25 protein-coding genes are annotated in these 23,561 nt (G+C 50.7%); 17 read left to right on the top strand and 8 right to left on the bottom strand.

Features of this window, described 5'->3' with window-relative positions:
* Positions 1 to 10: 10 nt before the first annotated feature.
* Together FOB24_RS12640 and FOB24_RS12635 are read right to left on the bottom strand one after the other, a co-directional pair.
* Positions 11 to 907: an aldo/keto reductase gene (locus FOB24_RS12640; protein ID WP_069324199.1), complete on the bottom strand. Its 897-nt coding sequence runs from the start codon at positions 905 to 907 to the stop codon at positions 11 to 13.
* Positions 908 to 956: 49 nt separating this feature from the next.
* Positions 957 to 1,196, bottom strand: a complete 240-nt coding sequence (locus FOB24_RS12635; RefSeq protein WP_038640381.1) for a DUF1289 domain-containing protein — start codon at positions 1,194 to 1,196, stop codon at positions 957 to 959.
* A gap of 100 nt (positions 1,197 to 1,296) precedes the next feature.
* Here FOB24_RS12635 and FOB24_RS12630 point away from each other — a divergent pair, with 100 nt between their 5' ends.
* The 4 genes from FOB24_RS12630 to rnt all read left to right on the top strand — a co-directional run bounded on the left by FOB24_RS12630 (position 1,297) and on the right by rnt (position 4,296).
* The gene (locus FOB24_RS12630) at positions 1,297 to 1,896 is read left to right on the top strand and encodes a TetR/AcrR family transcriptional regulator (RefSeq protein WP_038640379.1); all 600 of its coding nucleotides are present in this window, start codon (positions 1,297 to 1,299) and stop codon (positions 1,894 to 1,896) included.
* Positions 1,897 to 1,950: 54 nt separating this feature from the next.
* Positions 1,951 to 3,048 carry an alkene reductase gene (gene nemA, locus FOB24_RS12625; protein ID WP_038640378.1) on the top strand — a complete coding sequence of 366 codons (1,098 nt, stop codon included), beginning with the start codon at positions 1,951 to 1,953 and terminating at the stop codon, positions 3,046 to 3,048.
* Positions 3,049 to 3,145: 97 nt separating this feature from the next.
* Positions 3,146 to 3,553, top strand: a complete 408-nt coding sequence (gene gloA, locus FOB24_RS12620) for a lactoylglutathione lyase (RefSeq protein ID WP_038640376.1) — start codon at positions 3,146 to 3,148, stop codon at positions 3,551 to 3,553.
* A gap of 95 nt (positions 3,554 to 3,648) precedes the next feature.
* Positions 3,649 to 4,296, top strand: coding sequence for a ribonuclease T (rnt, locus tag FOB24_RS12615; protein WP_038640374.1), 648 nt, complete (start codon positions 3,649 to 3,651; stop codon positions 4,294 to 4,296).
* A 53-nt stretch (positions 4,297 to 4,349) separates the two neighbouring features.
* Here the strand turns inward: rnt and grxD are convergent, their stop codons facing one another.
* Positions 4,350 to 4,697 (bottom strand): monothiol glutaredoxin 4, encoded by a 348-nt coding sequence (gene grxD / locus FOB24_RS12610; protein ID WP_003832760.1) that lies wholly within the window; start codon positions 4,695 to 4,697, stop codon positions 4,350 to 4,352.
* Between the two features lie 334 nt (positions 4,698 to 5,031).
* On the opposite strand from grxD, the gene FOB24_RS12605 reads away from it, so the two are divergent.
* Both FOB24_RS12605 and sodB read left to right on the top strand, forming a co-directional pair.
* Entirely contained in the window at positions 5,032 to 5,862 is an 831-nt protein-coding gene (locus FOB24_RS12605) for a C40 family peptidase (protein WP_150344991.1), read from the top strand.
* A gap of 127 nt (positions 5,863 to 5,989) precedes the next feature.
* Positions 5,990 to 6,571 (top strand): superoxide dismutase [Fe], encoded by a 582-nt coding sequence (gene sodB / locus FOB24_RS12600; RefSeq protein WP_137351554.1) that lies wholly within the window; start codon positions 5,990 to 5,992, stop codon positions 6,569 to 6,571.
* Between the two features lie 39 nt (positions 6,572 to 6,610).
* Here sodB and FOB24_RS12595 read toward each other — a convergent pair whose 3' ends face one another.
* Together FOB24_RS12595 and cydH are read right to left on the bottom strand one after the other, a co-directional pair.
* Positions 6,611 to 7,780 carry an MFS transporter gene (locus tag FOB24_RS12595; protein WP_150344990.1) on the bottom strand — a complete coding sequence of 390 codons (1,170 nt, stop codon included), beginning with the start codon at positions 7,778 to 7,780 and terminating at the stop codon, positions 6,611 to 6,613.
* A 175-nt stretch (positions 7,781 to 7,955) separates the two neighbouring features.
* Positions 7,956 to 8,045, bottom strand: coding sequence for a cytochrome bd-I accessory subunit CydH (gene cydH / locus FOB24_RS12590; RefSeq protein WP_003029209.1), 90 nt, complete (start codon positions 8,043 to 8,045; stop codon positions 7,956 to 7,958).
* Between the two features lie 297 nt (positions 8,046 to 8,342).
* Here cydH and purR point away from each other — a divergent pair, with 297 nt between their 5' ends.
* A complete protein-coding gene (purR, locus tag FOB24_RS12585; protein WP_038640368.1) occupies positions 8,343 to 9,368 on the top strand; it encodes an HTH-type transcriptional repressor PurR in 1,026 nt (341 codons plus the stop codon).
* Here purR and punR read toward each other — a convergent pair.
* On the bottom strand, positions 9,365 to 10,297 hold the full coding sequence (gene punR, locus FOB24_RS12580; protein ID WP_038640367.1) for a DNA-binding transcriptional activator PunR: 933 nt from the start codon (positions 10,295 to 10,297) through the stop codon (positions 9,365 to 9,367). The two genes, purR and punR, sit on opposite strands and share 4 nt — an antisense overlap.
* Positions 10,298 to 10,410: 113 nt before the next feature.
* On the opposite strand from punR, the gene punC reads away from it, so the two are divergent.
* Positions 10,411 to 11,616 carry a purine nucleoside transporter PunC gene (gene punC, locus FOB24_RS12575; RefSeq protein WP_087856345.1) on the top strand — a complete coding sequence of 402 codons (1,206 nt, stop codon included), beginning with the start codon at positions 10,411 to 10,413 and terminating at the stop codon, positions 11,614 to 11,616.
* 290 nt (positions 11,617 to 11,906) lie between these two features.
* Positions 11,907 to 13,055, top strand: a complete 1,149-nt coding sequence (cfa, locus tag FOB24_RS12570) for a cyclopropane fatty acyl phospholipid synthase (RefSeq protein ID WP_085049407.1) — start codon at positions 11,907 to 11,909, stop codon at positions 13,053 to 13,055.
* Positions 13,056 to 13,102: 47 nt separating this feature from the next.
* Here cfa and FOB24_RS12565 read toward each other — a convergent pair whose 3' ends face one another.
* A complete protein-coding gene (locus FOB24_RS12565) occupies positions 13,103 to 13,744 on the bottom strand; it encodes a riboflavin synthase (protein ID WP_038640361.1) in 642 nt (213 codons plus the stop codon).
* Positions 13,745 to 13,961: 217 nt separating this feature from the next.
* Here FOB24_RS12565 and mdtK point away from each other — a divergent pair, with 217 nt between their 5' ends.
* Positions 13,962 to 15,335 carry a multidrug efflux MATE transporter MdtK gene (mdtK, locus tag FOB24_RS12560; protein ID WP_038640359.1) on the top strand — a complete coding sequence of 458 codons (1,374 nt, stop codon included), beginning with the start codon at positions 13,962 to 13,964 and terminating at the stop codon, positions 15,333 to 15,335.
* Between the two features lie 845 nt (positions 15,336 to 16,180).
* Here mdtK and FOB24_RS12550 read toward each other — a convergent pair.
* Positions 16,181 to 16,879 carry an RluA family pseudouridine synthase gene (locus FOB24_RS12550; RefSeq protein ID WP_150344988.1) on the bottom strand — a complete coding sequence of 233 codons (699 nt, stop codon included), beginning with the start codon at positions 16,877 to 16,879 and terminating at the stop codon, positions 16,181 to 16,183.
* Positions 16,880 to 17,013: 134 nt separating this feature from the next.
* Here FOB24_RS12550 and FOB24_RS12545 point away from each other — a divergent pair, with 134 nt between their 5' ends.
* From FOB24_RS12545 to FOB24_RS12515, 7 genes are all read left to right on the top strand, one after another.
* On the top strand, positions 17,014 to 17,805 hold the full coding sequence (locus tag FOB24_RS12545; RefSeq protein WP_087856342.1) for a PhzF family phenazine biosynthesis protein: 792 nt from the start codon (positions 17,014 to 17,016) through the stop codon (positions 17,803 to 17,805).
* 39 nt (positions 17,806 to 17,844) lie between these two features.
* On the top strand, positions 17,845 to 18,153 hold the full coding sequence (locus FOB24_RS12540; protein WP_038640354.1) for a monooxygenase: 309 nt from the start codon (positions 17,845 to 17,847) through the stop codon (positions 18,151 to 18,153).
* Positions 18,154 to 18,378: 225 nt separating this feature from the next.
* The gene (locus FOB24_RS12535) at positions 18,379 to 18,774 is read left to right on the top strand and encodes a RidA family protein (RefSeq protein WP_069324206.1); all 396 of its coding nucleotides are present in this window, start codon (positions 18,379 to 18,381) and stop codon (positions 18,772 to 18,774) included.
* Positions 18,775 to 18,801: 27 nt separating this feature from the next.
* The gene (locus FOB24_RS12530) at positions 18,802 to 19,770 is read left to right on the top strand and encodes a threo-3-hydroxy-L-aspartate ammonia-lyase (RefSeq protein WP_087856341.1); all 969 of its coding nucleotides are present in this window, start codon (positions 18,802 to 18,804) and stop codon (positions 19,768 to 19,770) included.
* Between the two features lie 124 nt (positions 19,771 to 19,894).
* Complete coding sequence (locus tag FOB24_RS12525) at positions 19,895 to 20,536, top strand: helix-turn-helix transcriptional regulator (RefSeq protein WP_069324208.1); 642 nt, start codon at positions 19,895 to 19,897, stop codon at positions 20,534 to 20,536.
* A gap of 399 nt (positions 20,537 to 20,935) precedes the next feature.
* Entirely contained in the window at positions 20,936 to 21,430 is a 495-nt protein-coding gene (locus FOB24_RS12520) for a molybdopterin-dependent oxidoreductase (protein WP_150344987.1), read from the top strand.
* 17 nt (positions 21,431 to 21,447) lie between these two features.
* The gene (locus FOB24_RS12515; RefSeq protein ID WP_150344986.1) at positions 21,448 to 23,376 is read left to right on the top strand and encodes a putative bifunctional diguanylate cyclase/phosphodiesterase; all 1,929 of its coding nucleotides are present in this window, start codon (positions 21,448 to 21,450) and stop codon (positions 23,374 to 23,376) included.
* Positions 23,377 to 23,561: the final 185 nt, after the last annotated feature.

The raw sequence follows: 23,561 nt of genomic DNA, 5'->3' as shown, positions 1-23,561 counted from the left end.
AAAAACGCGATTAAGGCACGTCATAACCGAGCGCGGCTTTACGGATACGGAACCATTGTTGGCGAGACATGTTCAGCGCTTCGGACTCAATGGCGGCACGAACACGCTCGATTTTACCCGAACCAATAATCGGCAGCGGTTGCGAAGGCAGACGTAAAATCCAGGCGTACACCACCTGCTCAATAGACTGTGCGTTCAACTCTTCTGCGATCGCGGCCAGTTCATTGCGCAGCGGCTGGAAGGCATCGTCATTAAACAGACGACCGCCTCCGAGGCAGGACCAGGCCATCGGGCGGATACGCAGCTGTTGCAATTGATCTAATGTGCCATCCAGCAGGAGTGGCTGATGCACCGGTGAAATTTCAACCTGGTTGGTCGCCAGAGTAAACGGCAGACGCGATTGCAGCAGCGAGAACTGCGCAGGGGTGAAATTAGAGACGCCAAAGTGACGCACTTTGCCGCTATGGTGCAATTTTTTAAATGCGTCGGCCACATCGTCTGCATCCATCAGTGGATCGGGACGATGGATCAGCAGCAAATCAATATGATCGGTCGCCAACAGCTTTAACGATTGTTCCGCGCTGGCAATAATATGGTCGCTGTCGGTAATGTAGTGCCCGAGCGCATTTTCCGTGCGTGCCGTCGTGGCGATCCCGCATTTGGTGACAATCTGCATTTTCTCACGTAAATGCGGAGCCAGCTTCATCGCCTCGCCAAACGCTGCTTCACACTGGTATCCGCCGTAGATATCGGCGTGATCGACGGTGGTAACGCCCAGGTCAAGATGCTCTTCAATAAAGCTGACTAACTGACGCGTGGACATATTCCAGTCCATCAGGCGCCAGTAACCCATCACAAAGCGAGAAAATTCCGGGCCTTGCGGCGCAATAGTAATACGCTGAACCATAGCAGCTTCCTTATAAATGAATGTGCATCGAGTATACGCAATTACGCTTTTAAAAGAGTGAAGGTTGTTGCGGTTCTTCCGGCGGGTTGGGTTTGTTTGCACGTAATTTACGCATCAGGCGCTGACGACAAAGACGCAGCACGTCCTGCTTTTCGGCATCGCTCATTTTTTGCCAGTTAAAACGCTCATCCCGGCTACGAAAACAGCCACGGCAAAAGCCGCGCTCGTCAGACTGACATATACCACGGCATGGGCTCTGGACGGGGAAAAATTCCAGCTGTTCGGCCACATCCCCTCCTGTAGTAAGATTGATATATCTATTGAAGACGTTAACTGAATTTCTCGCAAGCGCTATTGCATTAGACCGACTGGTCTATTATGCTTCTTTCATGAACAAAGTCACTGAACACGATACACGCGAACATCTTCTGGCGACTGGCGAGCTGCTGTGCATGCAGCGTGGCTTCACCGGCATGGGCCTGAGTGAGCTACTGAAAACCGCTGAAGTGCCTAAGGGTTCGTTTTATCACTATTTTCGCTCAAAAGAAGCTTTCGGCGTCGCGATGCTGGAACGCCACTATGCGGCTTATCATCAGCGATTGGCTACGCATTTTGATACGGGGGCGGGAAATTACCGCGACAGGATTCTGGCTTACTATCAGGAAACCCTGAATCAGTTTAGCCAGCACGGCATTATTAGCGGTTGTTTAACCGTTAAACTGTCTGCCGAAGTGTGCGATCTGTCAGAAGATATGCGTACCGCGATGGATAAAGGCGCGCGACACATTATTGCGTTGCTGGCGCAGGCGCTGGAGAAAGGTCAGGCCAATCATTGTCTGTCTTTTGTTGGCGAGCCATTACAGCAGGCGCAGGTTTTGTATGCGCTGTGGCTGGGCGCCAATCTTCAGGCCAAGATTTCTCGTAGCGCCACGCCGCTGGAAAATGCGCTGGCGCACGTTAAAACCATCATTACAACGCCTGCCGTTTAACAGGCGTTTTTATTTCTTTTATTACTAGACGACCGGTCTATTCAGGAGTACCACATGTCATCTGAAAAATTGTTTTCCCCACTGAAAGTGGGTGCCATTACGGCAGCAAACCGCGTTTTTATGGCGCCATTGACGCGTCTGCGCAGCATTGAGCCTGGCGACATCCCTACTCCGCTGATGGCCGAGTATTACCGTCAACGCGCCAGCGCGGGACTCATCATCAGTGAAGCGACGCAGATTTCCGCCCAGGCGAAAGGCTATGCCGGTGCGCCGGGACTACACAGCGAAGCGCAGATTGCCGCATGGAAGAAAATCACTGCAGCCGTACATGCTGAGCAAGGTCATATTGCTGTCCAGTTGTGGCACACCGGGCGCATCTCCCACGCCAGTCTGCAGCCAAACGGCCAGCCACCGGTAGCACCTTCCGCGATTAGCGCCGGTACCCGCACCTCACTGCGCGATGAAAACGGTCTGGCGACGCGTGCCGATACGACTATGCCGCGCGCACTCGAAACGGAAGAAATTCCGGGTATCGTTAATGATTTCCGTCAGGCAATTGCTAACGCGCGTGAAGCGGGTTTCGACATGGTAGAACTGCACTCCGCCCACGGCTACCTGCTGCACCAGTTCCTGTCGCCAACCTCTAACCAGCGTACCGATCAATACGGCGGTAGCGTCGAGAATCGTGCGCGTCTGGTGCTGGAAGTTGTCGATGCCGGTATTAAAGAATGGGGTGCCGACCGCATTGGTATTCGCGTCTCTCCGATTGGCTCTTTCCAGAACGTCGACAACGGTCCGAATGAAGAAGCCGACGCGCTGTATCTGATTGAACAACTGGGCAAGCGTGGCATCGCTTATCTGCATATGTCTGAGCCAGACTGGGCCGGTGGTGAGCCGTATTCCGACGCGTTCCGCGAGAAAGTGCGTGCCCGTTTCCACGGTCCGATCATTGGCGCGGGCGCTTACACACCTGAAAAAGCCGAAACGCTGATCGAGAAAGGTCTGATCGACGCCGTTGCTTTTGGTCGCGCTTACATCGCTAACCCGGATCTGGTGGCGCGTCTGCAACATAAAGCGGAACTGAACCCACAGCGTGCCGAAAGCTTCTACGGCGGTGGCGCGGAAGGTTACACCGATTACCCGACCCTCTAACGTCACAATCTCCGTTCTGCCATTGATAGCGGCGTAACAACGCCGCTATACTAAAACAACATACTGAATGTATTAGCCATTTTCGAAGGGGAAAAAGATGCGTTTACTTCATACCATGCTGCGCGTGGGTGACCTGCAGCGTTCCATCGAGTTTTATACCAACGTGCTGGGCATGAAGCTGCTGCGTACCAGCGAAAACCCTGAATACAAGTACTCTCTGGCCTTTGTTGGCTACGGTCCTGAAACCAGTGAAGCCGTGATCGAACTGACCTATAACTGGGGCGTTGACAACTATGAGCTGGGCACAGCCTACGGTCATATCGCCCTGAGCGTAGACAACGCGGCTGAAGCCTGCGAACGTATTCGTCAGAACGGTGGTAACGTGACGCGTGAAGCTGGCCCGGTAAAAGGCGGCACAACCGTGATCGCGTTTGTTGAAGATCCGGACGGCTACAAAATTGAATTAATTGAAGAGAAAGACGCCGGGCGCGGCCTGGGCGACTAACCTCCCCCTCGGGCGCAGATCGTCTGTGCCCGTAGTTTTATCATCATCATTTTGCCATAATACGCGCTGCAATTTTCCCGTATTAAGAGACCCAGATGTCCGATAACGCTCAACTTTCCGGTCTGTGTGACCGTTTTCGTGGTTTTTACCCTGTCGTCATTGATGTCGAAACCGCAGGGTTTAATGCCAAAACCGATGCGCTGCTTGAGATCGCAGCCATCACATTGAAAATGGATGAACAAGGCTGGCTGATGCCGGACACGACGTTACATTTCCACGTAGAGCCGTTTGAAGGGGCAAATTTGCAGCCTGAAGCGCTCGCCTTTAACGGTATTGACCCTAACAATCCTTTACGTGGCGCAGTCAGTGAATACGACGCTCTGCATGCCATCTTTAAAATGGTACGTAAAGGCATTAAAGACAGCGGCTGCAATCGGGCAATCATGGTGGCGCATAACGCCACATTCGACCACAGTTTTATGATGGCCGCTGCAGAACGCGCCTCACTGAAACGTAACCCGTTTCACCCGTTCGTTACCTTTGATACTGCGGCATTAAGCGGTCTGTCACTGGGGCAAACTGTGTTATCAAAAGCATGCCTGGCGGCAGGAATGGAATTTGATGGCACTCAGGCGCACTCGGCGCTGTATGATACCGAACGTACGGCCGTGCTGTTTTGTGAAATCGTTAACCGCTGGAAACGCCTCGGCGGCTGGCCTCTCCCCGTGCCGGAAGACGCATAACGGACCGATAAAAAAAGCGACCCTCACAGGTCGCTTTTTTATGTCAGCTGATATTACTCAGCGTCCGGCTCTTCGGTTTTGTATTTCGCCGCTGTTTCTTTAATCAGCTGCTGCAACTCACCGCGCTGGTACATTTCAATGAGAATGTCACAACCGCCAACCAGCTCGCCATCAACCCACAGCTGTGGGAAGGTCGGCCAGTTTGCGTATTTCGGCAGCTCGGCGCGAATATCCGGGTTCTGCAGAATATCAACATAAGCAAAGCGTTCACCACAGGCGGACAGCGCCTGTACGGCCTGAGCGGAGAAACCGCAGCTTGGCAGTTTAGGGGAACCCTTCATGTACAGGAGAATTGGGTTTTCAGCGATCTGGCGCTGGATTTTTTCGATAGTGGTGCTCATTATCTTGCTTCCTTAAACTTCTTTTACGGCAGTAGTCTGACATTGTAGCGGGTCAGGCAGGCAACGGAAAATAACATTTTCATTACGCGTTATTATTTTATCGCCTACCGTTAAAAGTTGCATTCTTAATCTTACTTACCCGCTCGAAGTGTATGGTTTTGATTATTTATTCACCGGCTACACTTTGATTTGCTGTTTTTTTTTGCGGTCGGTAACGAAACGCCGCGTTAAACAAAAAAAGCTATTAACTTTCCCCGTTTCGATAGATTAGAATCATCAAGTTTTGAAAATCACACGCAGGTATGATAGACCTGCCTTAACAGAGGACTGCTCAGTGGCGCGGATAAACCGAATCTCGATCACGCTCTGTGCTTTACTTTTTACTACACTGCCTTTTACGCCTATGGCGCATGCTTCCAAGCAGGCCAGGACGACACCTACCAGTTCCCACACCGTCAAAACGGTAGATAAAAAGAAAAGCGCAACAACCAGCCAAAAAACAGCCAGGACCAACAAGAAATCGGCGACAAAAACCACCAGCAAAACCAGTAGCAAAACAGCCTCCTCTTCTAAAAAACGCACAGCCACTCCGGTAAAATCGACTAAAACGGTAAACCGTCGCAGTAAAAATGCCGCAGCACAAACCGCTGCCGTTACCTGGACTGAAAAATGCACGCCGCGCAAAGGTCATAAGCCGCGCTGTGTGAAAGTGAAAACCGCCGCACCGACAACGCTTGCTGAGGCGCATAAAGTCAAAGTGCAGAAAGCGACGAAAACCGCTATGTCCACCCTGATGAACCAAATCGGCAAACCTTACCGTTGGGGCGGCTCTTCGCCAAGAACCGGCTTTGATTGCAGCGGTCTGGTCTATTACGCCTATAAAGATCTGGTTAAATTCCGCATTCCGCGTACGGCGAATGAAATGTACCACCTGCGTGACGCCGCACCGATTGAACGTGGCGAGCTGAAAAACGGTGACCTGGTCTTTTTCCGCACGCAAGGTCGCGGCACAGCCGATCACGTCGGTGTTTACGTGGGTAACGGTAAATTTATTCAGTCACCGCGCAGCGGTCAGGAAATTCAAATCACTTCTCTGAGCGAAGATTACTGGCAGCGCCACTATGTCGGCGCGCGTCGGGTAATGACACCAAAAACAATTCGCTAAAAACTTACCCTACAGAACATGCTGTAGGGTAAGTTCTTCTTTTGCATAACCTTTCAATTTGCTACCCTATCCTTACTCACAATGAGGCTATTGTGTGTACTCAATATAAATAATAAGGAGAGAAGCAATGTCGTTTGAATTACCTGCATTACCGTATGCCAAAGATGCTCTGGCACCGCACATTTCTGCCGAAACGCTGGAATACCACTATGGCAAACACCATCAAACCTACGTGACCAACCTGAACAACCTGATCAAAGGCACGGCGTTTGAAGGTAAATCACTGGAAGAGATCGTTCGTAGCTCTGAAGGCGGTGTATTCAATAATGCTGCACAGGTATGGAACCACACGTTCTACTGGAACTGCCTGGCGCCGAACGCAGGTGGCGAGCCGACCGGTAAACTGGCCGATGCAATTGCCGCCTCCTTTGGCAGCTTTGCGGATTTCAAAGCGCAATTCACCGATGCCGCTATCAAAAACTTCGGTTCTGGCTGGACCTGGCTGGTTAAAGGAAAGGATGGCAAACTGGCTATCGTTTCTACTTCCAACGCAGGAACTCCGCTGACGACCGACGCGACGCCGCTGATGACCGTTGACGTATGGGAACACGCCTACTACATCGATTATCGCAATGCCCGTCCTGGCTACCTGGAGCACTTCTGGGCGCTGGTGAACTGGGAATTTGTTGCGAAGAACTTCGCAGCATAAAATGATAACGCAGAAGGGCCCCCCTTCTGCGTTTTAGCCTTAGCTGGAGGCAGTGCAGACTTCTTCAGATTGCCTTCTTGCCGAGATAAAGACCAGCAGTAACGCAAGCCCCGCCACAATCGCTCCCATCACGGGTACAAAACTGTAGCCCAGACCACCGGAAATCACCGCCCCACCGGCTGCCGCACCTAACGCATTTCCCAGGTTAAACGCGCCAATGTTGACTGACGATGATAACCCTGGCGCTTCGCTGGCAACGCGCATCACCCGCATCTGCAACGGCGGAACCACCGCAAACGTCGCCGCGCCCCAGACGACCATACTGACCGCCGCCCCCAGCTCATTACGCGCGAGGAAGGGAATGGCCAGCATAATAACCATCAACAACAGCAAAAAGCCTTTAAGCGTACCGTTGACAGAACGATCCGCCAGTTTGCCGCCAAGATAGTTTCCGATCGAGAATCCGACGCCAATTAATACCAGCATTCCGGTCACAAACACCGGTGTGGCATGGGTAATGCTGTGCAGCACCGGCGAGATGTAAGTATAAAGCGTGAACATCGCGCCTGCGCCCAGCACAGTGGTCAGCAGAGCCGACAGCACCTGTGGGCGCATAAGTACCGCCAGTTCGCTGCGGACATCAGGGCGCGCTCCTGCCCCACCTTTCGGTAATGAGAAGAACAGGCTGACCATAGCGATGACGCCCAGACCCGCCGTCGCCATAAACGACATCCGCCAGCCGATTGTCTCACCAAGCCACGTCGCCGCGGGAACACCGCCAATATTGGCAATCGTTAACCCCATAAACATGGTTGCCACGGCACTGGCTTGCTTATGTTTAGGTACCACGCTTGCGGCGACCACAGAGCCGAGACCAAAAAAGGCGCCGTGATTAAGACTGGTCAAAATACGTGACAGCATCAGCGTGGTGTAATCCGGCGAGATAGCGGAAAGCACGTTGCCCAGCGTGAAAATAGCCATCAGGAATATCAGCGCATTACGTCGCGCGCGATGGGACAGCAGCAGTGTCATCAGCGGAGCCCCCACCATCACGCCAACCGCATACGCGCTAATCAGCATCCCGGCCGCGGGAATCGAGACATCCACCCCTTTGGCAATCACGGGCAATAATCCCATTGGCGAAAATTCGGTGGTGCCAATGCCAAACGCGCCAATCGCCAGCGCCAGTAAGGGATAATTGATTTTCATATATCGACTCCGTAACGTCGAGCCGTGGCGCGACATAAAATAAGAGTCAAAAGCATGACATTGATCGCAAAATTAATAAAGTTAACAAAATTGCAAAAGACTTTTGCTTATTCGCAAACAATAGAGGGGGAATAGATGCGGAAAGGATGAGGGAGAGCTAACTCCCTCGGGGAAATCAATGCAGCGCTGCGGTCAGGCCACCCGCGACGATCAAACCCAGAACAATAATGGTAGTCACTAACGAAAATTTCAGATCGGTGCTCATCAAGTTTTCTCCTTTTTATTCCCACACAAAAAGTGATATTGCGCATTTTTACACACTTGAAAGCAAAAATCTCTCACGATTTATATTGATAACTGCTTTTAACTCTTCCCCTTTTCGTTAAGATCAGACAAAATTCCACGCTTACTTGATTAGCGTACCGGCCATTGACCCCTTCCTGACGTTCCGTGTCGTTTTCCCGGCGTGCCGCAACCCCTACGTTGCGTTAAGGGTGTGTGAAGGCAAACGTTTACCTGGAGTATTCTCAGGAGCTTAGGATATGGTCTGGAGTGAGATGTAATGGCAACAATTAAAGATGTAGCGAAGCGAGCAAACGTTTCCACTACAACCGTATCACACGTAATTAACAAGACGCGCTTTGTCGCGGAAGAAACGCGTAATGCGGTTTGGGCGGCGATCAAAGAGCTGCACTATTCTCCAAGCGCAGTTGCACGCAGCCTGAAGGTGAATCACACCAAGTCTATCGGCTTGCTGGCGACCAGCAGCGAAGCGGCCTATTTCGCCGAAATTATCGAAGCCGTTGAGAAAAACTGTTTCCAGAAAGGCTATACCCTGATTCTGGGCAACGCATGGAACAGTCTTGAAAAGCAGCAGGCCTATCTGTCGATGATGGCGCAAAAGCGCGTTGATGGTCTGTTAGTGATGTGTTCTGAGTATCCGGAATCGCTGCTTTCGATGCTCGAAGAGTATCGCCATATTCCGATGGTTGTCATGGACTGGGGCGAAGCTAAAGCTGATTTTACCGATACGGTCATTGATAACGCTTTCGAGGGCGGTTACATGGCGGGTCGGTATCTGATAGAACGCGGCCATCGCGAGATTGGCGCGATCCCGGGCCCGATGGAGCGGAATACCGGGGCCGGTCGTCTGGCTGGCTTTATGAAAGCGATGGAAGAAGCGCTGATTAAGGTTCCCGAAAACTGGATTGTACAGGGCGATTTTGAACCTGAATCCGGTTATCGCGCCATGCAGCAAATTCTTTCACAGTCGCATCGTCCGACCGCCGTCTTCTGCGGTGGCGATATCATGGCGATGGGCGCGCTGTGCGCCGCTGATGAGATGGGACTGCGCGTACCGCAGGATGTCTCGCTCATCGGTTATGATAACGTGCGCAACGCCCGCTTCTTCACGCCAGCGCTAACCACCATTCACCAGCCTAAGGATTCACTGGGTGAAACGGCCTTTAATATGCTGTTAGACCGCATCGTGAATAAACGCGAAGAGTCGCAGTCTATCGAGGTTCATCCGCGCCTGGTAGAACGCCGCTCCGTTGCTGACGGTCCATTCCGCGATTATCGTCGTTAAGCCTGTTGTGCGGGGGCCTCATCTGGCTCCCGCAACCATTCTTTATTCAGCGTTTCGCTATCACCTAAATAGTCCAGCAACCAGCTCAGTGCTGGCGAGGTATCGTTCTGTTGCCATGTCAGACAACACGCGGCATCAGGAAAGGGATTCTCCAACTGCAGCGACACCCATTTACCGCTATCAATCCACGGCTTGGCAAAATGTGTTGGTACCATGCCTACACACAATCCCGCAGATAAACAGGTTGCGGAAGATTCCCAGTCAGGCACCACAACGCGCTTTTGGTTGTCCAGTAACCAGGTTATACGCTTCGGCAATGTACGCGAGGTATCTTCGCGCACCAGTGACGGCCAGTTGCGCAACGTATCATCGCTTAGCGGCCCCGACATTGACGCCAGCGGATGATGGCTGGCCACCACGCAGCTCCAGCTCAGCATGCCCATGTCGCGGAAGGTATAGCGCCCCCCTACCGGAATGGCCTGTGTGGCGCCAATAGCCAGCTCCACACGCCCATCGGAAAGCGCATCCCAGACACCATTAAAGACTTCCTGAAAAACCAGCAGTTCCACATCATCAAAGTGGCGATAGAAATCCACAATCATCTGCCGGGTACGTTCGGGACGGACAATGTTATCTACCGCGATTGCCAGTTGTCCTCGCCAGCCGTTGGCGATTTGTTGACATTGCTGACGAGTGATCTGCATTTTTTTGATAACAGAGCGCCCTTCTTTTAAAAACCACGCGCCGGCAGGCGTTAATTCCACATCGCGATGGCGTCGCTCAAAAAGCGGTACAGCCAGCCACTCCTCCAGTTGGCGCACGGTGTAGCTTACCGCCGAAGGTACGCGGTGTAACTCCTGCGCGGCTGAACTGAAACTGCCGTTGCGCGCAACCGCATCAACCACTTCAAGTGAATATTCCGACCACATATTCTGCCTACAAAAAATTTGAAATCAGTAAGCAAATATTAGCGTTTCACAGCGTGAATTTCACTCACTACACTCAGCGGCATTGTTCTATTGCTAAAAAAAGAGAAATGATGATGCAACCTGGGAAAGGTTTTTTAGTCTGGTTGGCGGGCCTTAGCGTGCTCGGCTTTCTGGCGACGGATATGTATCTGCCCGCCTTTGCCGCGATTCAGTCCGATCTGCAAACACCTGCATCTGCCGTCAGCGCCAGCCTAAGTTTATTTTTAGCGGGTTTCGCCGTCGCACAACTACTGTGGGGACCGCTCTCAGACCGCTATGGCCGTAAACCGATTTTACTGTTGGGTTTATCTATTTTTGCGCTGGGTAGTCTGGGTATGCTGTGGGTTGAAAACGCCACTGGTTTGCTGGCGCTACGCTTTATTCAGGCCGTTGGCGTCTGTGCCGCGTCGGTTATCTGGCAGGCGCTGGTTACAGACTATTACCCTTCACAAAAAGTAAACCGCATCTTTGCCACCATTATGCCGCTGGTCGGGTTATCACCGGCTCTCGCGCCGTTATTGGGCAGCTGGATTCTGGTCCATTTATCCTGGCAGGCCATTTTCGCCACCCTGTTTGCTATTACCCTGATTCTGATGCTTCCGGCCCTGCGTTTAAAACCGACGGTTAAAGCACGCGACGACAGCCAGGATAAACTGACTTTCGCCACACTGTTGCGCTCGAAAGCTTATCGTGGAAACGTACTGATTTATGCCGCCTGCTCCGCAAGCTTTTTCGCATGGCTGACGGGTTCACCGTTTATCCTTAGCGAAATGGGCTACAGCCCGGCAGTGATTGGCCTGAGCTATGTTCCGCAAACTATCGCCTTCTTAATTGGTGGTTACGGTTGCCGTGCGGCGCTGCAAAAATGGCAAGGTCGTCAGATGCTGCCATGGTTACTGATTCTTTATGCCATCAGCGTTGTTGCCACCTGGGCTACCGGCTTTATTCATCATGTTGCGCTGGCTGAAATTCTGATCCCATTCTGCGTAATGGCGATTGCCAACGGCGCAATCTATCCTATCGTTGTCGCTCAGGCGTTACGTCCTTTCCCACAGGCCACAGGACGCGCAGCCGCATTGCAAAATACGCTGCAACTGGGTTTATGCTTCCTGGCAAGTCTTGTGGTGTCGTGGCTGATCGCCACCCCGCTGCTCACCACCACCAGCGTGATGCTGACAACAGTGCTGCTGGCAGCCTTCGGTTACAAAATGCAATCGCAGACCGATAACACCCGTCAAACAGATGACCGGGCGCAAATTGCCCACGGTGAGTCTCACTAATCATTGTCGCGGGCACATAGTTAGCCCGCTAACAATTTTCTATTGAATCGTCAAAAAATCAGGCTTATACTGATTTCCAGTTGTTACAAAAACGATAATTTTTAGGTATTAACGGGGACAAGAACGTTCCCGTTTTTCCACGGATGGCCTTTTCGGTAAGGGTTCCTCCCTTCCTCTGTTCTACGTCGGATTAAAGATTCGCGGATTAATTCCGTGAGATTTCTCACAAAGCCCAAAAAAGCGTCTACGCTGTTTTAAGGTTCTGATCACCGACCAGTGATGGAGAAGCTATGAGTTCATCGTGTATAGAAGACGTCAGCGTACCGGATGATGACTGGTACCGCATCACCAATGAATTATTGAGCCGTGCAGGCATTACCATTAATGGTTCGGCTGCGGCGGATATTCGTGTCAAGAACCCCGATTTTTTCAAACGCGTACTGCAGGAAGGATCGTTAGGTTTGGGTGAGAGCTATATGGATGGCTGGTGGGAGTGCGATCGGCTGGACATATTTTTCACCAAGGTATTGCGCGCCGGGCTTGAAAATCAACTCCCCCGCCACTTCAAAGATACCTTACGTATCGCCACGGCACGACTGTTTAATTTACAGACCAAGAAGCGCGCCTGGGTTGTCGGCAAAGAACATTACGATCTGGGCAACGACCTCTTTAGCCGCATGCTTGATCCTTACATGCAGTATTCCTGCGCCTACTGGAAAGATGCCGATACCCTGGAATCTGCCCAACAGGCGAAGTTAAAAATGATTGCCGAAAAATTGCAGTTAAAGCCGGGAATGCGGGTGCTCGATATTGGTTGCGGCTGGGGTGGCTTGTCCCATTTTATGGCATCGCAATACGGTGTGAGCGTGGTAGGTGTGACCATCTCAGCAGAGCAGCAGAAAATGGCGCAAGCGCGTTGCGCGGGACTGGACGTCACCATTTTGCTGCAAGATTACCGCGACCTGAACGACAAATTTGATCGCATTGTCTCCGTCGGCATGTTTGAGCATGTCGGCCCGAAAAATTACAACACCTATTTCGACGTTGTCGATCGCAATTTAAAGCCGGACGGTCTGTTTTTACTGCACAGCATCGGTTCGAATAAAACCGACAATAATGTTGATCCGTGGATCAATAAATACATCTTCCCGAACGGCTGTTTACCGTCAGTTCGCCAGATTGCCAACGCCAGCGAGCCGCATTTTGTGATGGAAGACTGGCATAATTTTGGCGCGGATTACGATACCACGCTGATGGCATGGCACGAACGCTTCATGCGTTCCTGGCCTGAAATCGCCGATAACTATACCGAGCGTTTTAAACGGATGTTCAGCTATTACCTGAACGCCTGCGCCGGTGCGTTTCGTGCTCGCGATATCCAGCTTTGGCAGGTGGTTTTCTCCCGCGGTGTCGAACACGGTCTGCGCGTCCCCCGCTAATGGCTGCCGCCCCCGTACTCACGGGGGCATTTTGTTTCAGGCCGGACTCAGGCCTCGCCCGCTATGTTACTGATGGCGCTTTCACGCGCAGCCAGCACACGTTCAACGGTATCAACAACCGCTTGCGTTTGCGGATCGATTTCGATATTAACCCGCGCGCCCAGCTTTTTCTTACCCAGCGTCGTACGCTCCAGCGTTTCCGGGATCAAATGCACGCAAAAGCGCGTTGGCGTGACTTCGCCGACCGTCAGGCTGATGCCGTCAATGCCGATAAACCCCTTATACAGGATATATTTCATCAGCGATGGGTCCTGAACTTTAAACCATACCTGCCGGTTATTTTCCGAAGTCAGTATTTTCGACACCTCGGCGGTGGTCATAATATGGCCCGACATTAAATGCCCGCCAATCTCATCGCTGAATTTTGCCGCACGCTCAACGTTAACCATATCCCCGACCTTAAGGTCGCCCAGGTTGGTGATACGCAGCGTCTCTTTCATCAGATCGAAGCTTATGTGATTACCGTTGATTTCGGTTACCGTCAGACAACAGCCATTGTGGGCAACCGATGCGCCGGTCTCCAGCGCATCCAGCATATATTCAGGCAACTCCACGACATGCGTACGAAAATTTGGTTTTTCATCAATGGACACCAATTTTGCGGTGCCCTGCACAATACCCGTAAACATACTTCTCACTCCTGAACTCAATTAAGACATCTCTGCCCAGCACAATAGCAGGTGGAAATTCAGGTTGCCAGCAGTGCGCCACCGCTGCCTGTTTTTTCACTGGAGAATTACGTATTCCTCGCTACAATAGACTGAAAATTCCCCAGCTTTTTCTCCTTGCTGCCATATAAGGCGGCTTTTTTAGTCTCTCAAATAACAACAATATAGTGGTGTACACGTGCAAAAGTATGTAAGTGAAGCGCGTCAGTTATTAGCTCTGGCAATACCGGTGATTCTTGCGCAAATCGCTCAAACCGCAATGGGGTTCGTCGATACCGTCATGGCGGGCGGATACAGCGCGACGGATATGGCGGCCGTCGCCATTGGTACGTCGATCTGGCTGCCGGCTATTCTGTTTGGCCACGGACTCCTGCTGGCGTTGACGCCGGTAATCGCCCAACTCAATGGCTCCGGCCGCCGCGATCGTATCGCCCATCAGATACGCCAGGGATTCTGGCTGGCTGGTAGCGTCTCCGTTTTGATTATGGTCGTGCTGTGGAATGCGGGTTATATCATCCGCTCCATGCATAACATCGACCCGGCGCTGGCCGATAAAGCCGTCGGTTATCTGCGTGCATTGCTGTGGGGCGCGCCGGGATATTTGTTTTTCCAGGTAGCCCGTAACCAATGCGAAGGCCTGGCCAAGACTAAACCGGCGATGGTGATGGGGTTTATCGGCCTGCTGGTGAACATCCCGGTTAACTATGTTTTCATCTATGGTCATTTAGGTATGCCGGAACTTGGCGGCGTAGGCTGTGGCGTGGCCACGGCGGCGGTTTACTGGGTGATGTTTGCCGCCATGCTGTCTTACGTCAAACACGCGCGTTCAATGCGTGACATCCGTAATGAGCGAGGATTCCAGAAGCCAGACACTGCAGTGATGAAGCGTCTGGTACAGCTGGGTTTACCCATCGCGCTGGCGTTATTTTTTGAAGTGACGTTGTTTGCTGTGGTTGCGCTACTGGTTTCCCCGCTGGGGATCGTCGATGTGGCCGGGCACCAAATCGCGCTGAACTTTAGTTCGTTAATGTTCGTTTTGCCGATGTCGCTGGCTGCCGCCGTCACTATTCGTGTCGGTTATCGTTTGGGTCAAGGTTCCACGCTTGAGGCGCAAACGGCGGCCAGAACGGGTTTGGGCGTTGGTGTCTGCATGGCGGTAATAACGGCGATTTTCACCGTGACCTTCCGTGAGCACATTGCCCTGCTCTACAACGATAATCCGGAAGTTGTCGCTCTGGCGGCGCAACTCATGTTGCTGGCCGCGGTGTATCAAATATCGGACTCTATCCAGGTTATTGGCAGCGGTGTCCTGCGCGGTTATAAAGACACGCGCTCTATCTTCTTTATCACCTTTACAGCCTACTGGGTGCTGGGTCTGCCAAGCGGCTATATTCTGGCGCTTACCGATCTGGTGGTCGACAGGATGGGACCTGCAGGTTTCTGGATGGGCTTTATTATCGGTCTGACCTCTGCGGCCGTATTAATGATGCTACGGATGCGTTATCTGCAACGCCAGCCGTCTGCCGTCATTTTGCAACGCGCTGCACGATAAGCTCACAATAGCCGCCGTCAGGCCAATGCCGTTCAGTTAACGCTTAAGTTTCAGGAAGTATCAACCTGTGTTGGCGGAAGTAATGAATATGCCATCCCAGAGAAAGGATTCCGTTCACCTCATGTTCATCGTTTCTCTGAAGCATCGATACCCGTGAACGTGTAAAGGGCGTTCTTCGCCACGCCCTTTACAATCCCGGCTCCCGGCGGGAAAATTGCCGCTCCGCGGTCCCCTCCGCTCATTCCTCCAGGCTACCGTGCCGGGCCCGAGGTAGCGTCCCTGCAAAGCGCGCCCTGAGCCAGCATCCATGCTGGCTCTCCCGGCCTTACGGAAACACGTCGGCAATTTTCAGCCGGACCAGCCCACACCTGACCATTTGCGTTTTTTGTTTAAACAGCAAAACAGATTTAACTGGAAGTCAGAGCGTTGAAGCGATGACCCATGTCCGGCTGAAAATCGATGAGTCGTTGACGGCTGACCGGGGCTGTCCGCAGGGATGCGGACAGAGGGGACGGCCTGCATGGACGCAGGCTCGGCCCCGACCCGACAGGCAGACGGCATAAGGCGAATGACAAAATTGCCGGGAGCAATTTTGAACAGTGCTTGCGCTGGCCCCAAAGGGGTGAGCCCCAGGGATGGGGCGAATAATCGCGCAGCGACGATTTTCCCGCCGGGAGCCTGGGATGCAAGGGAGGCGGCAGTGAGCCTCCCTTGCACGTTCACGGGTATCTGTGCTTTAGAGAAGTGATACGGCTGAGGTGAACGGAATCCTGATCACGAATCACATGTTCACCATACATACTTAATTGAACGGTATTGCGCCGTCAGGCGGCTTTTTTACGCCTTCAAAAGGGACTGGCGTTTTCGGCATTCACCCACTGTTCGCTGACAGGATGCCTGAAACGCAATGCGCTGGCATGCAGCATCAGTCGCGGGGTGAGTTCAGTACCTGGCAGCAAACGCCCACCATACAAATCGCACCCCAAAATAGGATGTCCCAACTGCTGACAGTGGATCCGGAGTTGATGGGTACGCCCGGTTTCAGGCGTCAGTTGTACCCGCGTTAAGGGGAGTAATCCCCCGTCCTTCTGGCGATGGAGAAAACGCTCAACAACCTGATAACGCGAACGCGCGGGCTTGCCGTTAACGGCGCAAATCGTCATCAGCGGAAACCGCGCCGGATCTTTGCTAATCGCTGCGTCGATAACCCCTGCATTGTTTTCCAAATGCCCGCATAACAGCGCGCTGTATACCTTCGTCACCATGCGCTGACTAAACTGCTGGCACAGCGCGGCGTTAATACCCTTGTTACGTGCCACCACCATCAGCCCGGAGGTGCCGAAATCAAGCCGATGGACCAACGTGCAACCGGGATAAATCTGTACCAGCCGGTGATGTACCGAATCGAGATTCTGCGGATTTTTCCCCGACAAGCTAAGTAGCCCTGTGGGTTTATTGATAAGCACCAGATGCTCGTCCTGATAGAGAATCTCTATCTGGTCATGACAAGGCGGGGCAATAAAGGTATCAAGGATTGTAGACATCAGACGGCCTGGATGGAATGTGGGCACGGATGATAACGAATTTTCACTGCACTGGCGAATCGACCCGCGTAACTAATGGCAATCATTACATGGTAGAGTGGAGGTTATCCCGAGTGCAAAGAGAGGGTTACACAGTGCAACAAATCGATTTTTATATGGTAGACGCCTTTAGCACCACGACGTTTGCAGGTAATGCCGCCGCTGTATGTCCCCTCACGGACTGGCTGCCCGATGAAACATTATTAAAAATGGCGCAGCAGCATAACCAGTCGGAAACCGCTTTCTTTGTCGCCAATGATAATGGCTTTGAGCTACGTTGGTTTACCACGCAGGGAGAAATTAATCTCTGTGGGCATGCCACGCTTGCCGCGGCGCATGTGATTTTCGAACATCTGGATTACCCGGACACGACGATCCATTTTGCCACCCGATTTGTAGGTCCGCTGATGGTCACACGCAGCGGTGAATGGCTGACGCTTGATTTTCCTGCCTGGCAAAGCGAGCCTGTCGTACCGCCCGCCTTACTGCTGGAAGCGTTAGGCATCGCAGAATATAAAGAAGTTCGCGTGGGGCGCGATTACATGGTGGTGTTGGAGGATCAGCACCAGGTCGAGGCTGTACGTCCGAATATCCACGCCATGGTTCCACTAGGCAAAATGGTTTGTATTACCGCGCCTGGCGACGGGGAATATGATTTTGTCAGCCGTTTCTTCTGCCCGGGCGAGGCCGTTGCAGAAGATCCCGTCACGGGTTCGGCGCATAGCATGCTCATTCCTTACTGGGCCGCAAAACTGAATAAAACAGAAATGTTGGCGCGTCAGGTATCTGAACGCGGGGGAGATTTACGCTGTCAATTGGCGGACTCTCGCGTTTATATTGGCGGGCAGGCAACAACTTACCTGACGGGTAAAGTGCTGCTACGCTAACCCTCTTATCCGTTACACAACCCAATCCAGGGAGGATATATGTCGAACAAACTGGTGCAGATTCACTTTAATTTTCATGGTCCGTTTGGCGCCGAGATGTCGCAACAACTTGTCGAACTGGCCGAATCCATCAATCAGGAGCCGGGCTTTATCTGGAAAATCTGGACCGAGAACGAAGCCAATCATGAAGCTGGCGGCATCTATCTGTTTCAGGATCAAGACTCCGCACAGGCTTATATCAAAAAACATACTGCCCGCCTGAAACATCTGGGTGTGGAAGAAGTGTTTTTCAAAATCTTCGATATCAATGAGCCATTGAGTAAGATTAACCACGGTCATATTGGCTAACGTTATTGGCTTAAACGCCCCGTTCTGGGGCGATACCTCCTCCCCCAGTTTTTCCCTCACTCATATCCCAACATCCGCTATATAGCGTGTGTCACGTTTGTTTTAGTTCACAAAATCAACGCCCATGAAAACTATCACTAGCCGACCGGAGCATGAAGGCGTATAAATAATACAAACAGTATTATTTTATACAAATTGAATTACCAAAAACACAGGAGATCGCTTATGTCCCCAGACATTACGCTCAATGCTTCACCAGGAAGTTTCCCCCCGGCGGGTCATTACTCGCACAGTACAACGGCAGGTGGTTTTGTGTTCATTTCCGGGCAACTGCCAGTCACCCTGGATGGCGAAAAAAAAGCCGATGCGTCTTTTGAAGAACAAACCAGACTGGCCTTACAAAATGTCGATGCCTGTCTGGCTGGTGCTGGAGTCTCGCGGCAACATCTGGTTTCAGTGCGTGTCTATGTGACGGATATCAACCAGTGGCCGACATTTAACAGGATCTATGGTGAGTGGATCGGTGATTTTCGCCCTGCCCGTGCTGTCGCTGGCGTTGCCGAACTTCATTACGGTTTTGCCGTAGAAATCGAAGCGATGGCTTTGGCCCCACAGGCCTGATTTATAACTGTATACAGGTGAATAAAAATGACTGATATGACACTGCCTGATTATAACGATATTGTCGCTGCGGCAGAGCGCATCGCAGATTATGCCAACAAAACGCCGGTAATGACGTCCCGCACGGTTAATGAAGAATTTGGCGCTGAAGTCTTCTTTAAATGCGAAAACTTCCAGAGAATGGGCGCGTTCAAATTTCGCGGCGCTATGAATGCGCTACGCCAGTTCACGCCACAACAACGGGCTGCGGGCGTCGTGACCTTTTCTTCGGGGAATCATGCGCAAGCCATAGCCTTGTCGGCAAAATTATTGGGGATTCCGGCGACAATTATCATGCCGCATGATGCCCCGGCTGCCAAAGTTGCCGCGACCAAAGGGTATGGCGGAAATGTAGTGATTTACGATCGCTATACTGAAGACAGAGAAAAAATTGGTCAGGACCTGGCTGAGAAACAAGGGCTGACGCTGATCCCTCCTTACGATCATCCGCACGTTATTGCGGGCCAGGGCACCGCAACGAAAGAGTTGATTGAGGAAGTGGGACCGTTAGACGTCCTTTTCGTATGTCTGGGTGGCGGCGGCCTGCTATCCGGTTCCGCACTGGCAGCGAGGCATCTTTCCCCTGACTGTGTGGTCTATGGCGTAGAACCTGAGGCAGGCAATGACGGTCAGCAGTCGTTTCGCAGCGGCAACATTGTTCATATTGATACACCGAAAACCATAGCCGATGGCGCTCAGACTCAACACCTTGGGCAATATACGTTTGCGATTATTCAGCAAAACGTGAACGATATTCTGACTGTCTCAGATACTGAATTAGTCACCGCGATGAAATTTATCGCAGAACGAATGAAAATCGTCGTAGAGCCAACTGGCTGTCTGGGGTTTGCCGCCGCCAGAGCACGGAAATCTGAACTTCAGGGTAAGAAAATCGGCATTATTATCAGCGGTGGAAACGTGGACATCAGCCGCTATGGTGAATTGCTGGCTGGATGATAAGCAAGGTATCTGCCATGCAGATACCTTATTCCTGTCTGTACATTCCCGTCTGGAAAAGCGAGCCCTGCTCACTGTAAACTGCTCGTCATCGTGGCAAAAGCCACCACTGCAGGAGACTGGCATGCCAAAAACCGACAATAACTCGCTTCTCAGCCAACTTGATACTATCGCCAGAGGGTTAAGCGAGACCTTTTCTCCCTTTTGTGAAGTGGTTGTTCACGACCTCAAAAAACCTGAACATGCCATTTTGTCCATCCATAATAATCTTTCCGGACGTAAACCAGGCCAACCAGCAACAGAACTGGGTCTGGCGCGCATAGCATCACCAGACTTTCCCAGCATCATCGCCAACTACAGCAATCAGTTTGCTGATGGTCGTCCGGTAAAAAGCACTTCCATTGGTATCAAGGATGAGGACGGTAAATACGTCGCGGCGCTGTGCCTTAATGTTGATATGACGTTGTTTCGGGGTATACAGAGCGCGCTTGCACAATTTACTGAAACCGAAGACTCCCCCATAAAAGAACATATCGATCCCGGTAGTAATGAAGTTATTCGCCAGCGTATTGATGACTTTGCCGCTAAACGCGCGACCACGGCGCGCGCGCTCAAACCTGAAGACCGTAAGTTATTGATTCAACAACTCCGTAAAGAAGGTTTGCTGAACGTACGAAAATCAATGGATACCGTCGCGCAGCATTTAGGCGTGTCGCGAGCCACCGCTTACCTGTATGCGCGCCAGTCGGCACACATGCGCGATTAAGCTGATTCAGACAGGCATAACTGCCTCAACTTGCCTGTCAATCATTGCTGGCACGCAGCAAGCCCACTTACGGGGCTGCTTTACAGCCAGAAATTATCATCCAACGAAAAACGTCACCTTATGACTGCAAAAAATAAACCTTGGCATTCGTAGGTATTTATTTGCGCTGACTGAATTGATAGCTTATTTTTATACAGACGAGGTAAATTTTAGCGGTACTTTAAATGACAGCATCGGCCTTACTTAATCAATGCATAAAATGGCCCCACACTAACCCACTGATTTCATTAAGTTAAAAAACAAAAAGGCGTACTGTAAAATAATGTCCATACAGTATATATAAATAGCATAATATCTAAATTATAATCTTTTTACATCCGGAAGTCAGGTGAGGTCAGAATGCGGTTATTTGTCATGTTGTTAAGCTTGGTCGTCTCCACACAGCTCTGGGCGGGTGAACTTTCCAAACCTACGGGCAAAGTCCTTTTAACCGTGTCCGGTAATATAGAAAATACAAATGAAGACGGGAAAGCCACTTTTGATACCGCCAGCCTCGAGAAACTGGGCATGGTAAGTTTTCAGACCACTTCTCCCTGGTATAATGGACGCACGACTTTTTCGGGTATTCCACTACAAAAGCTCATGGATTTTGTTGGGGCGAAAGGCACGGTTGTAAAAGTTACTGCGCTCAATGACTACACCACCGTTATCCCTCTCAATGATTTCAAGAAGTACAATGTCATTCTTGCTTTAAAAATCAACGGAAAATATATGCAAATCCGTGATAAAGGGCCGTTATTCATTGTGTATCCCTATGACAGCATATCTGAACTGAATAATCAGATTTATTACTCAAGGTCAGCATGGCAGGTCAGTAGAATGGATATTGAGTAAGCGTTCAGAGGAACATCATGAACAGAATACTGGCTGGCATCATATTTTTTCTTTTTATATCTACTGGGTATATTTCCTTCCTGGTGCATGAAAGGCAGCAAGAGTTACAGAAATTAACGCATTACACCGATTCATGGTCCGCTGCGCAAATGGTATCGCAATATTACCGATTCGAATCATTGCTTGGTCTTTACACTATCGATGAAACGATGGGCCTCGATGAGGTACGCCTGCGCCTCGACATTATGCTTAGCCAGAGTGATTTGATAAAAGAAGGTGATTTAGGGCACTATATAGCGAGCAATCAGGCGCACAGTGAACTGGCGTTAAAACTTGAAAATACGCTTAACTATCTGGACGTTAACCTCGAGAAAATGAACCGTTCAGAACTCCAGGCATACCTGAAAAAAATGCATGCGCTGGATTCGCAACTTGGCCGCCTTTCATCCGGTGCGTTAAATAAGGATGTTAACTCGATCAATAACGCCAACCTTAAAATTCAAACGCTGTACTATATTTACTCGGCAACCTCTGTTCTGCTGATCATACTGAGTGCGATACTGGGTGTACTGATATTCTTTCAGAACAGAAATATTCTGCGAGCGCATCTTCAGGTAAAGAGTCTCGCTGAAGAACTTCAGAATTCTAAAGAAAAGTTGCAAATCCAGAATGCAAAACTGGAATATGACGTCTACCATGACTCGCTTACTGATATGAATAACCGCCAATTCTTCTGGGGGAATTTAAATCAAACAATCGAGATGGCAGAAAAAAACAACGATTCCGTGACTGTGATGCTGTTTGATTTAGACCGATTCAAAGAGGTAAATGATACCTATGGTCATGATGCCGGTGATATTTTATTACGCCAGATATCGGACCGTCTGATTTCAATGAGCCACACTTCAGATACGCTGTATCGCTTAGGTGGAGATGAGTTTGCGTTTCTCTCAAGTGGTCTGACAGAGAGCCAGGCCGTTTCGCGCGCCCAAAAGATATGCGATTTTATCAGCCAACCCTACACGATTTATAACACAATTATAAACATAACTACCTGTGTTGGGATTGTTATATCAGAAACAGAACGCCGCTCCGATTATCTTTATAAATTTGCAGATCTGGCCCTGTATGAAGCCAAAAATGAAGGTTCAGGTAAGATAAAAGTCTTCCGGCAATGGATGTTAGAAAAGCTGCAAGAAAGCAGAACGCTTGAGCATGATATGGCGATGGCCATAGTGAATAAAGAATTCGTGGTTTATTATCAGCCTATTGTGGATTCTTTCAGCCGGGAAATTTACAGCTATGAAGCCCTTATTCGTTGGGTTCACCCTCTAAAGGGCCTCCTGTCGCCGGATAGCTTTATTCCTGTTGCTGAAAAAACAGGCATGATTAACGAGATGGGAAAATTTGTGCTGGAAATTGCCTGTACGGAAGCGGCTTCCTGGACGATTCCGGCCAAAATTTCAGTCAATGTCTCGCCGGTACAGCTAAGCAGCAAAGCCTTTGCCGGAATAGTGCTGACTATTCTGAAAGAAACAGGACTCCCCGCTCAACGCCTTGAACTGGAGGTCACTGAATCCTCTATCTTTACTGAGAGTAATACGCCGATGAATACGCTGAATAAACTCAGGGCGCTGGGCGTGAAAATCTCCATCGATGATTTTGGTACCGGGTATTCTTCTCTTTCCCGGTTGAGCCGGCTGGCCTTCGATAAAATAAAAATAGATAAGTCCTTTGTACATTCACTATCTACCCAGGACGATGCCCTTAATATTATCAAACTCATTACAGGCATGGCGAAATCCCTTAATATGAAGGCTGTTGCAGAAGGCGTTGAAACACAGGAACAACTGGAAAAACTTCAGGCACTGGGCTGTGATTTCGCACAAGGATATCTGTTTGGTAAACCTCAACCGGGAATTGATGGGAAAATCAGACACGGCTAAATCAGAACGGATATCCCTGGCCGCTAAAGTGGGGCAACAACACTGTTGCCCCACTATGTAGGTTTTACGGAAATGACCTGTTTCATTACCTGTTTAAAAAAAATGATGAGACGATATCCTCTCTGAGCTTACGTGAGTCGGTATCCGCAAGTATTGAGCAGAGATCTTCAGCAAAAGTTGGTAAA

It is taken from the genome of Citrobacter werkmanii, from assembly GCF_008693645.1.
Classification (GTDB): Bacteria; Pseudomonadota; Gammaproteobacteria; order Enterobacterales; family Enterobacteriaceae; genus Citrobacter; species Citrobacter werkmanii.
The sequence above is the reverse complement of the archived record's forward strand: the minus strand, read 5'-3'. Positions and strand labels throughout refer to the sequence as shown.

Excerpts from the sequence above, each read along its gene's own strand:
- FOB24_RS12640 (WP_069324199.1), bottom strand. The coding sequence starts at position 907 with ATGGTTCAGCGTATTACTATTGCGCCGCAAGGCCCGGAATTTTCTCGC.
- FOB24_RS12630 (WP_038640379.1), top strand. The coding sequence starts at position 1,297 with ATGAACAAAGTCACTGAACACGATACACGCGAACATCTTCTGGCGACT.
- nemA (WP_038640378.1), top strand. The coding sequence starts at position 1,951 with ATGTCATCTGAAAAATTGTTTTCCCCACTGAAAGTGGGTGCCATTACG.
- gloA (WP_038640376.1), top strand. The coding sequence starts at position 3,146 with ATGCGTTTACTTCATACCATGCTGCGCGTGGGTGACCTGCAGCGTTCC.
- rnt (WP_038640374.1), top strand. The coding sequence starts at position 3,649 with ATGTCCGATAACGCTCAACTTTCCGGTCTGTGTGACCGTTTTCGTGGT.
- grxD (WP_003832760.1), bottom strand. The coding sequence starts at position 4,697 with ATGAGCACCACTATCGAAAAAATCCAGCGCCAGATCGCTGAAAACCCA.
- sodB (WP_137351554.1), top strand. The coding sequence starts at position 5,990 with ATGTCGTTTGAATTACCTGCATTACCGTATGCCAAAGATGCTCTGGCA.
- FOB24_RS12595 (WP_150344990.1), bottom strand. The coding sequence starts at position 7,780 with ATGAAAATCAATTATCCCTTACTGGCGCTGGCGATTGGCGCGTTTGGC.
- cydH (WP_003029209.1), bottom strand. The coding sequence starts at position 8,045 with ATGAGCACCGATCTGAAATTTTCGTTAGTGACTACCATTATTGTTCTG.
- purR (WP_038640368.1), top strand. The coding sequence starts at position 8,343 with ATGGCAACAATTAAAGATGTAGCGAAGCGAGCAAACGTTTCCACTACA.
- punR (WP_038640367.1), bottom strand. The coding sequence starts at position 10,297 with ATGTGGTCGGAATATTCACTTGAAGTGGTTGATGCGGTTGCGCGCAAC.
- punC (WP_087856345.1), top strand. The coding sequence starts at position 10,411 with ATGCAACCTGGGAAAGGTTTTTTAGTCTGGTTGGCGGGCCTTAGCGTG.
- cfa (WP_085049407.1), top strand. The coding sequence starts at position 11,907 with ATGAGTTCATCGTGTATAGAAGACGTCAGCGTACCGGATGATGACTGG.
- FOB24_RS12565 (WP_038640361.1), bottom strand. The coding sequence starts at position 13,744 with ATGTTTACGGGTATTGTGCAGGGCACCGCAAAATTGGTGTCCATTGAT.
- FOB24_RS12550 (WP_150344988.1), bottom strand. The coding sequence starts at position 16,879 with ATGTCTACAATCCTTGATACCTTTATTGCCCCGCCTTGTCATGACCAG.
- FOB24_RS12540 (WP_038640354.1), top strand. The coding sequence starts at position 17,845 with ATGTCGAACAAACTGGTGCAGATTCACTTTAATTTTCATGGTCCGTTT.
- FOB24_RS12535 (WP_069324206.1), top strand. The coding sequence starts at position 18,379 with ATGTCCCCAGACATTACGCTCAATGCTTCACCAGGAAGTTTCCCCCCG.
- FOB24_RS12530 (WP_087856341.1), top strand. The coding sequence starts at position 18,802 with ATGACTGATATGACACTGCCTGATTATAACGATATTGTCGCTGCGGCA.
- FOB24_RS12525 (WP_069324208.1), top strand. The coding sequence starts at position 19,895 with ATGCCAAAAACCGACAATAACTCGCTTCTCAGCCAACTTGATACTATC.
- FOB24_RS12520 (WP_150344987.1), top strand. The coding sequence starts at position 20,936 with ATGCGGTTATTTGTCATGTTGTTAAGCTTGGTCGTCTCCACACAGCTC.
- FOB24_RS12515 (WP_150344986.1), top strand. The coding sequence starts at position 21,448 with ATGAACAGAATACTGGCTGGCATCATATTTTTTCTTTTTATATCTACT.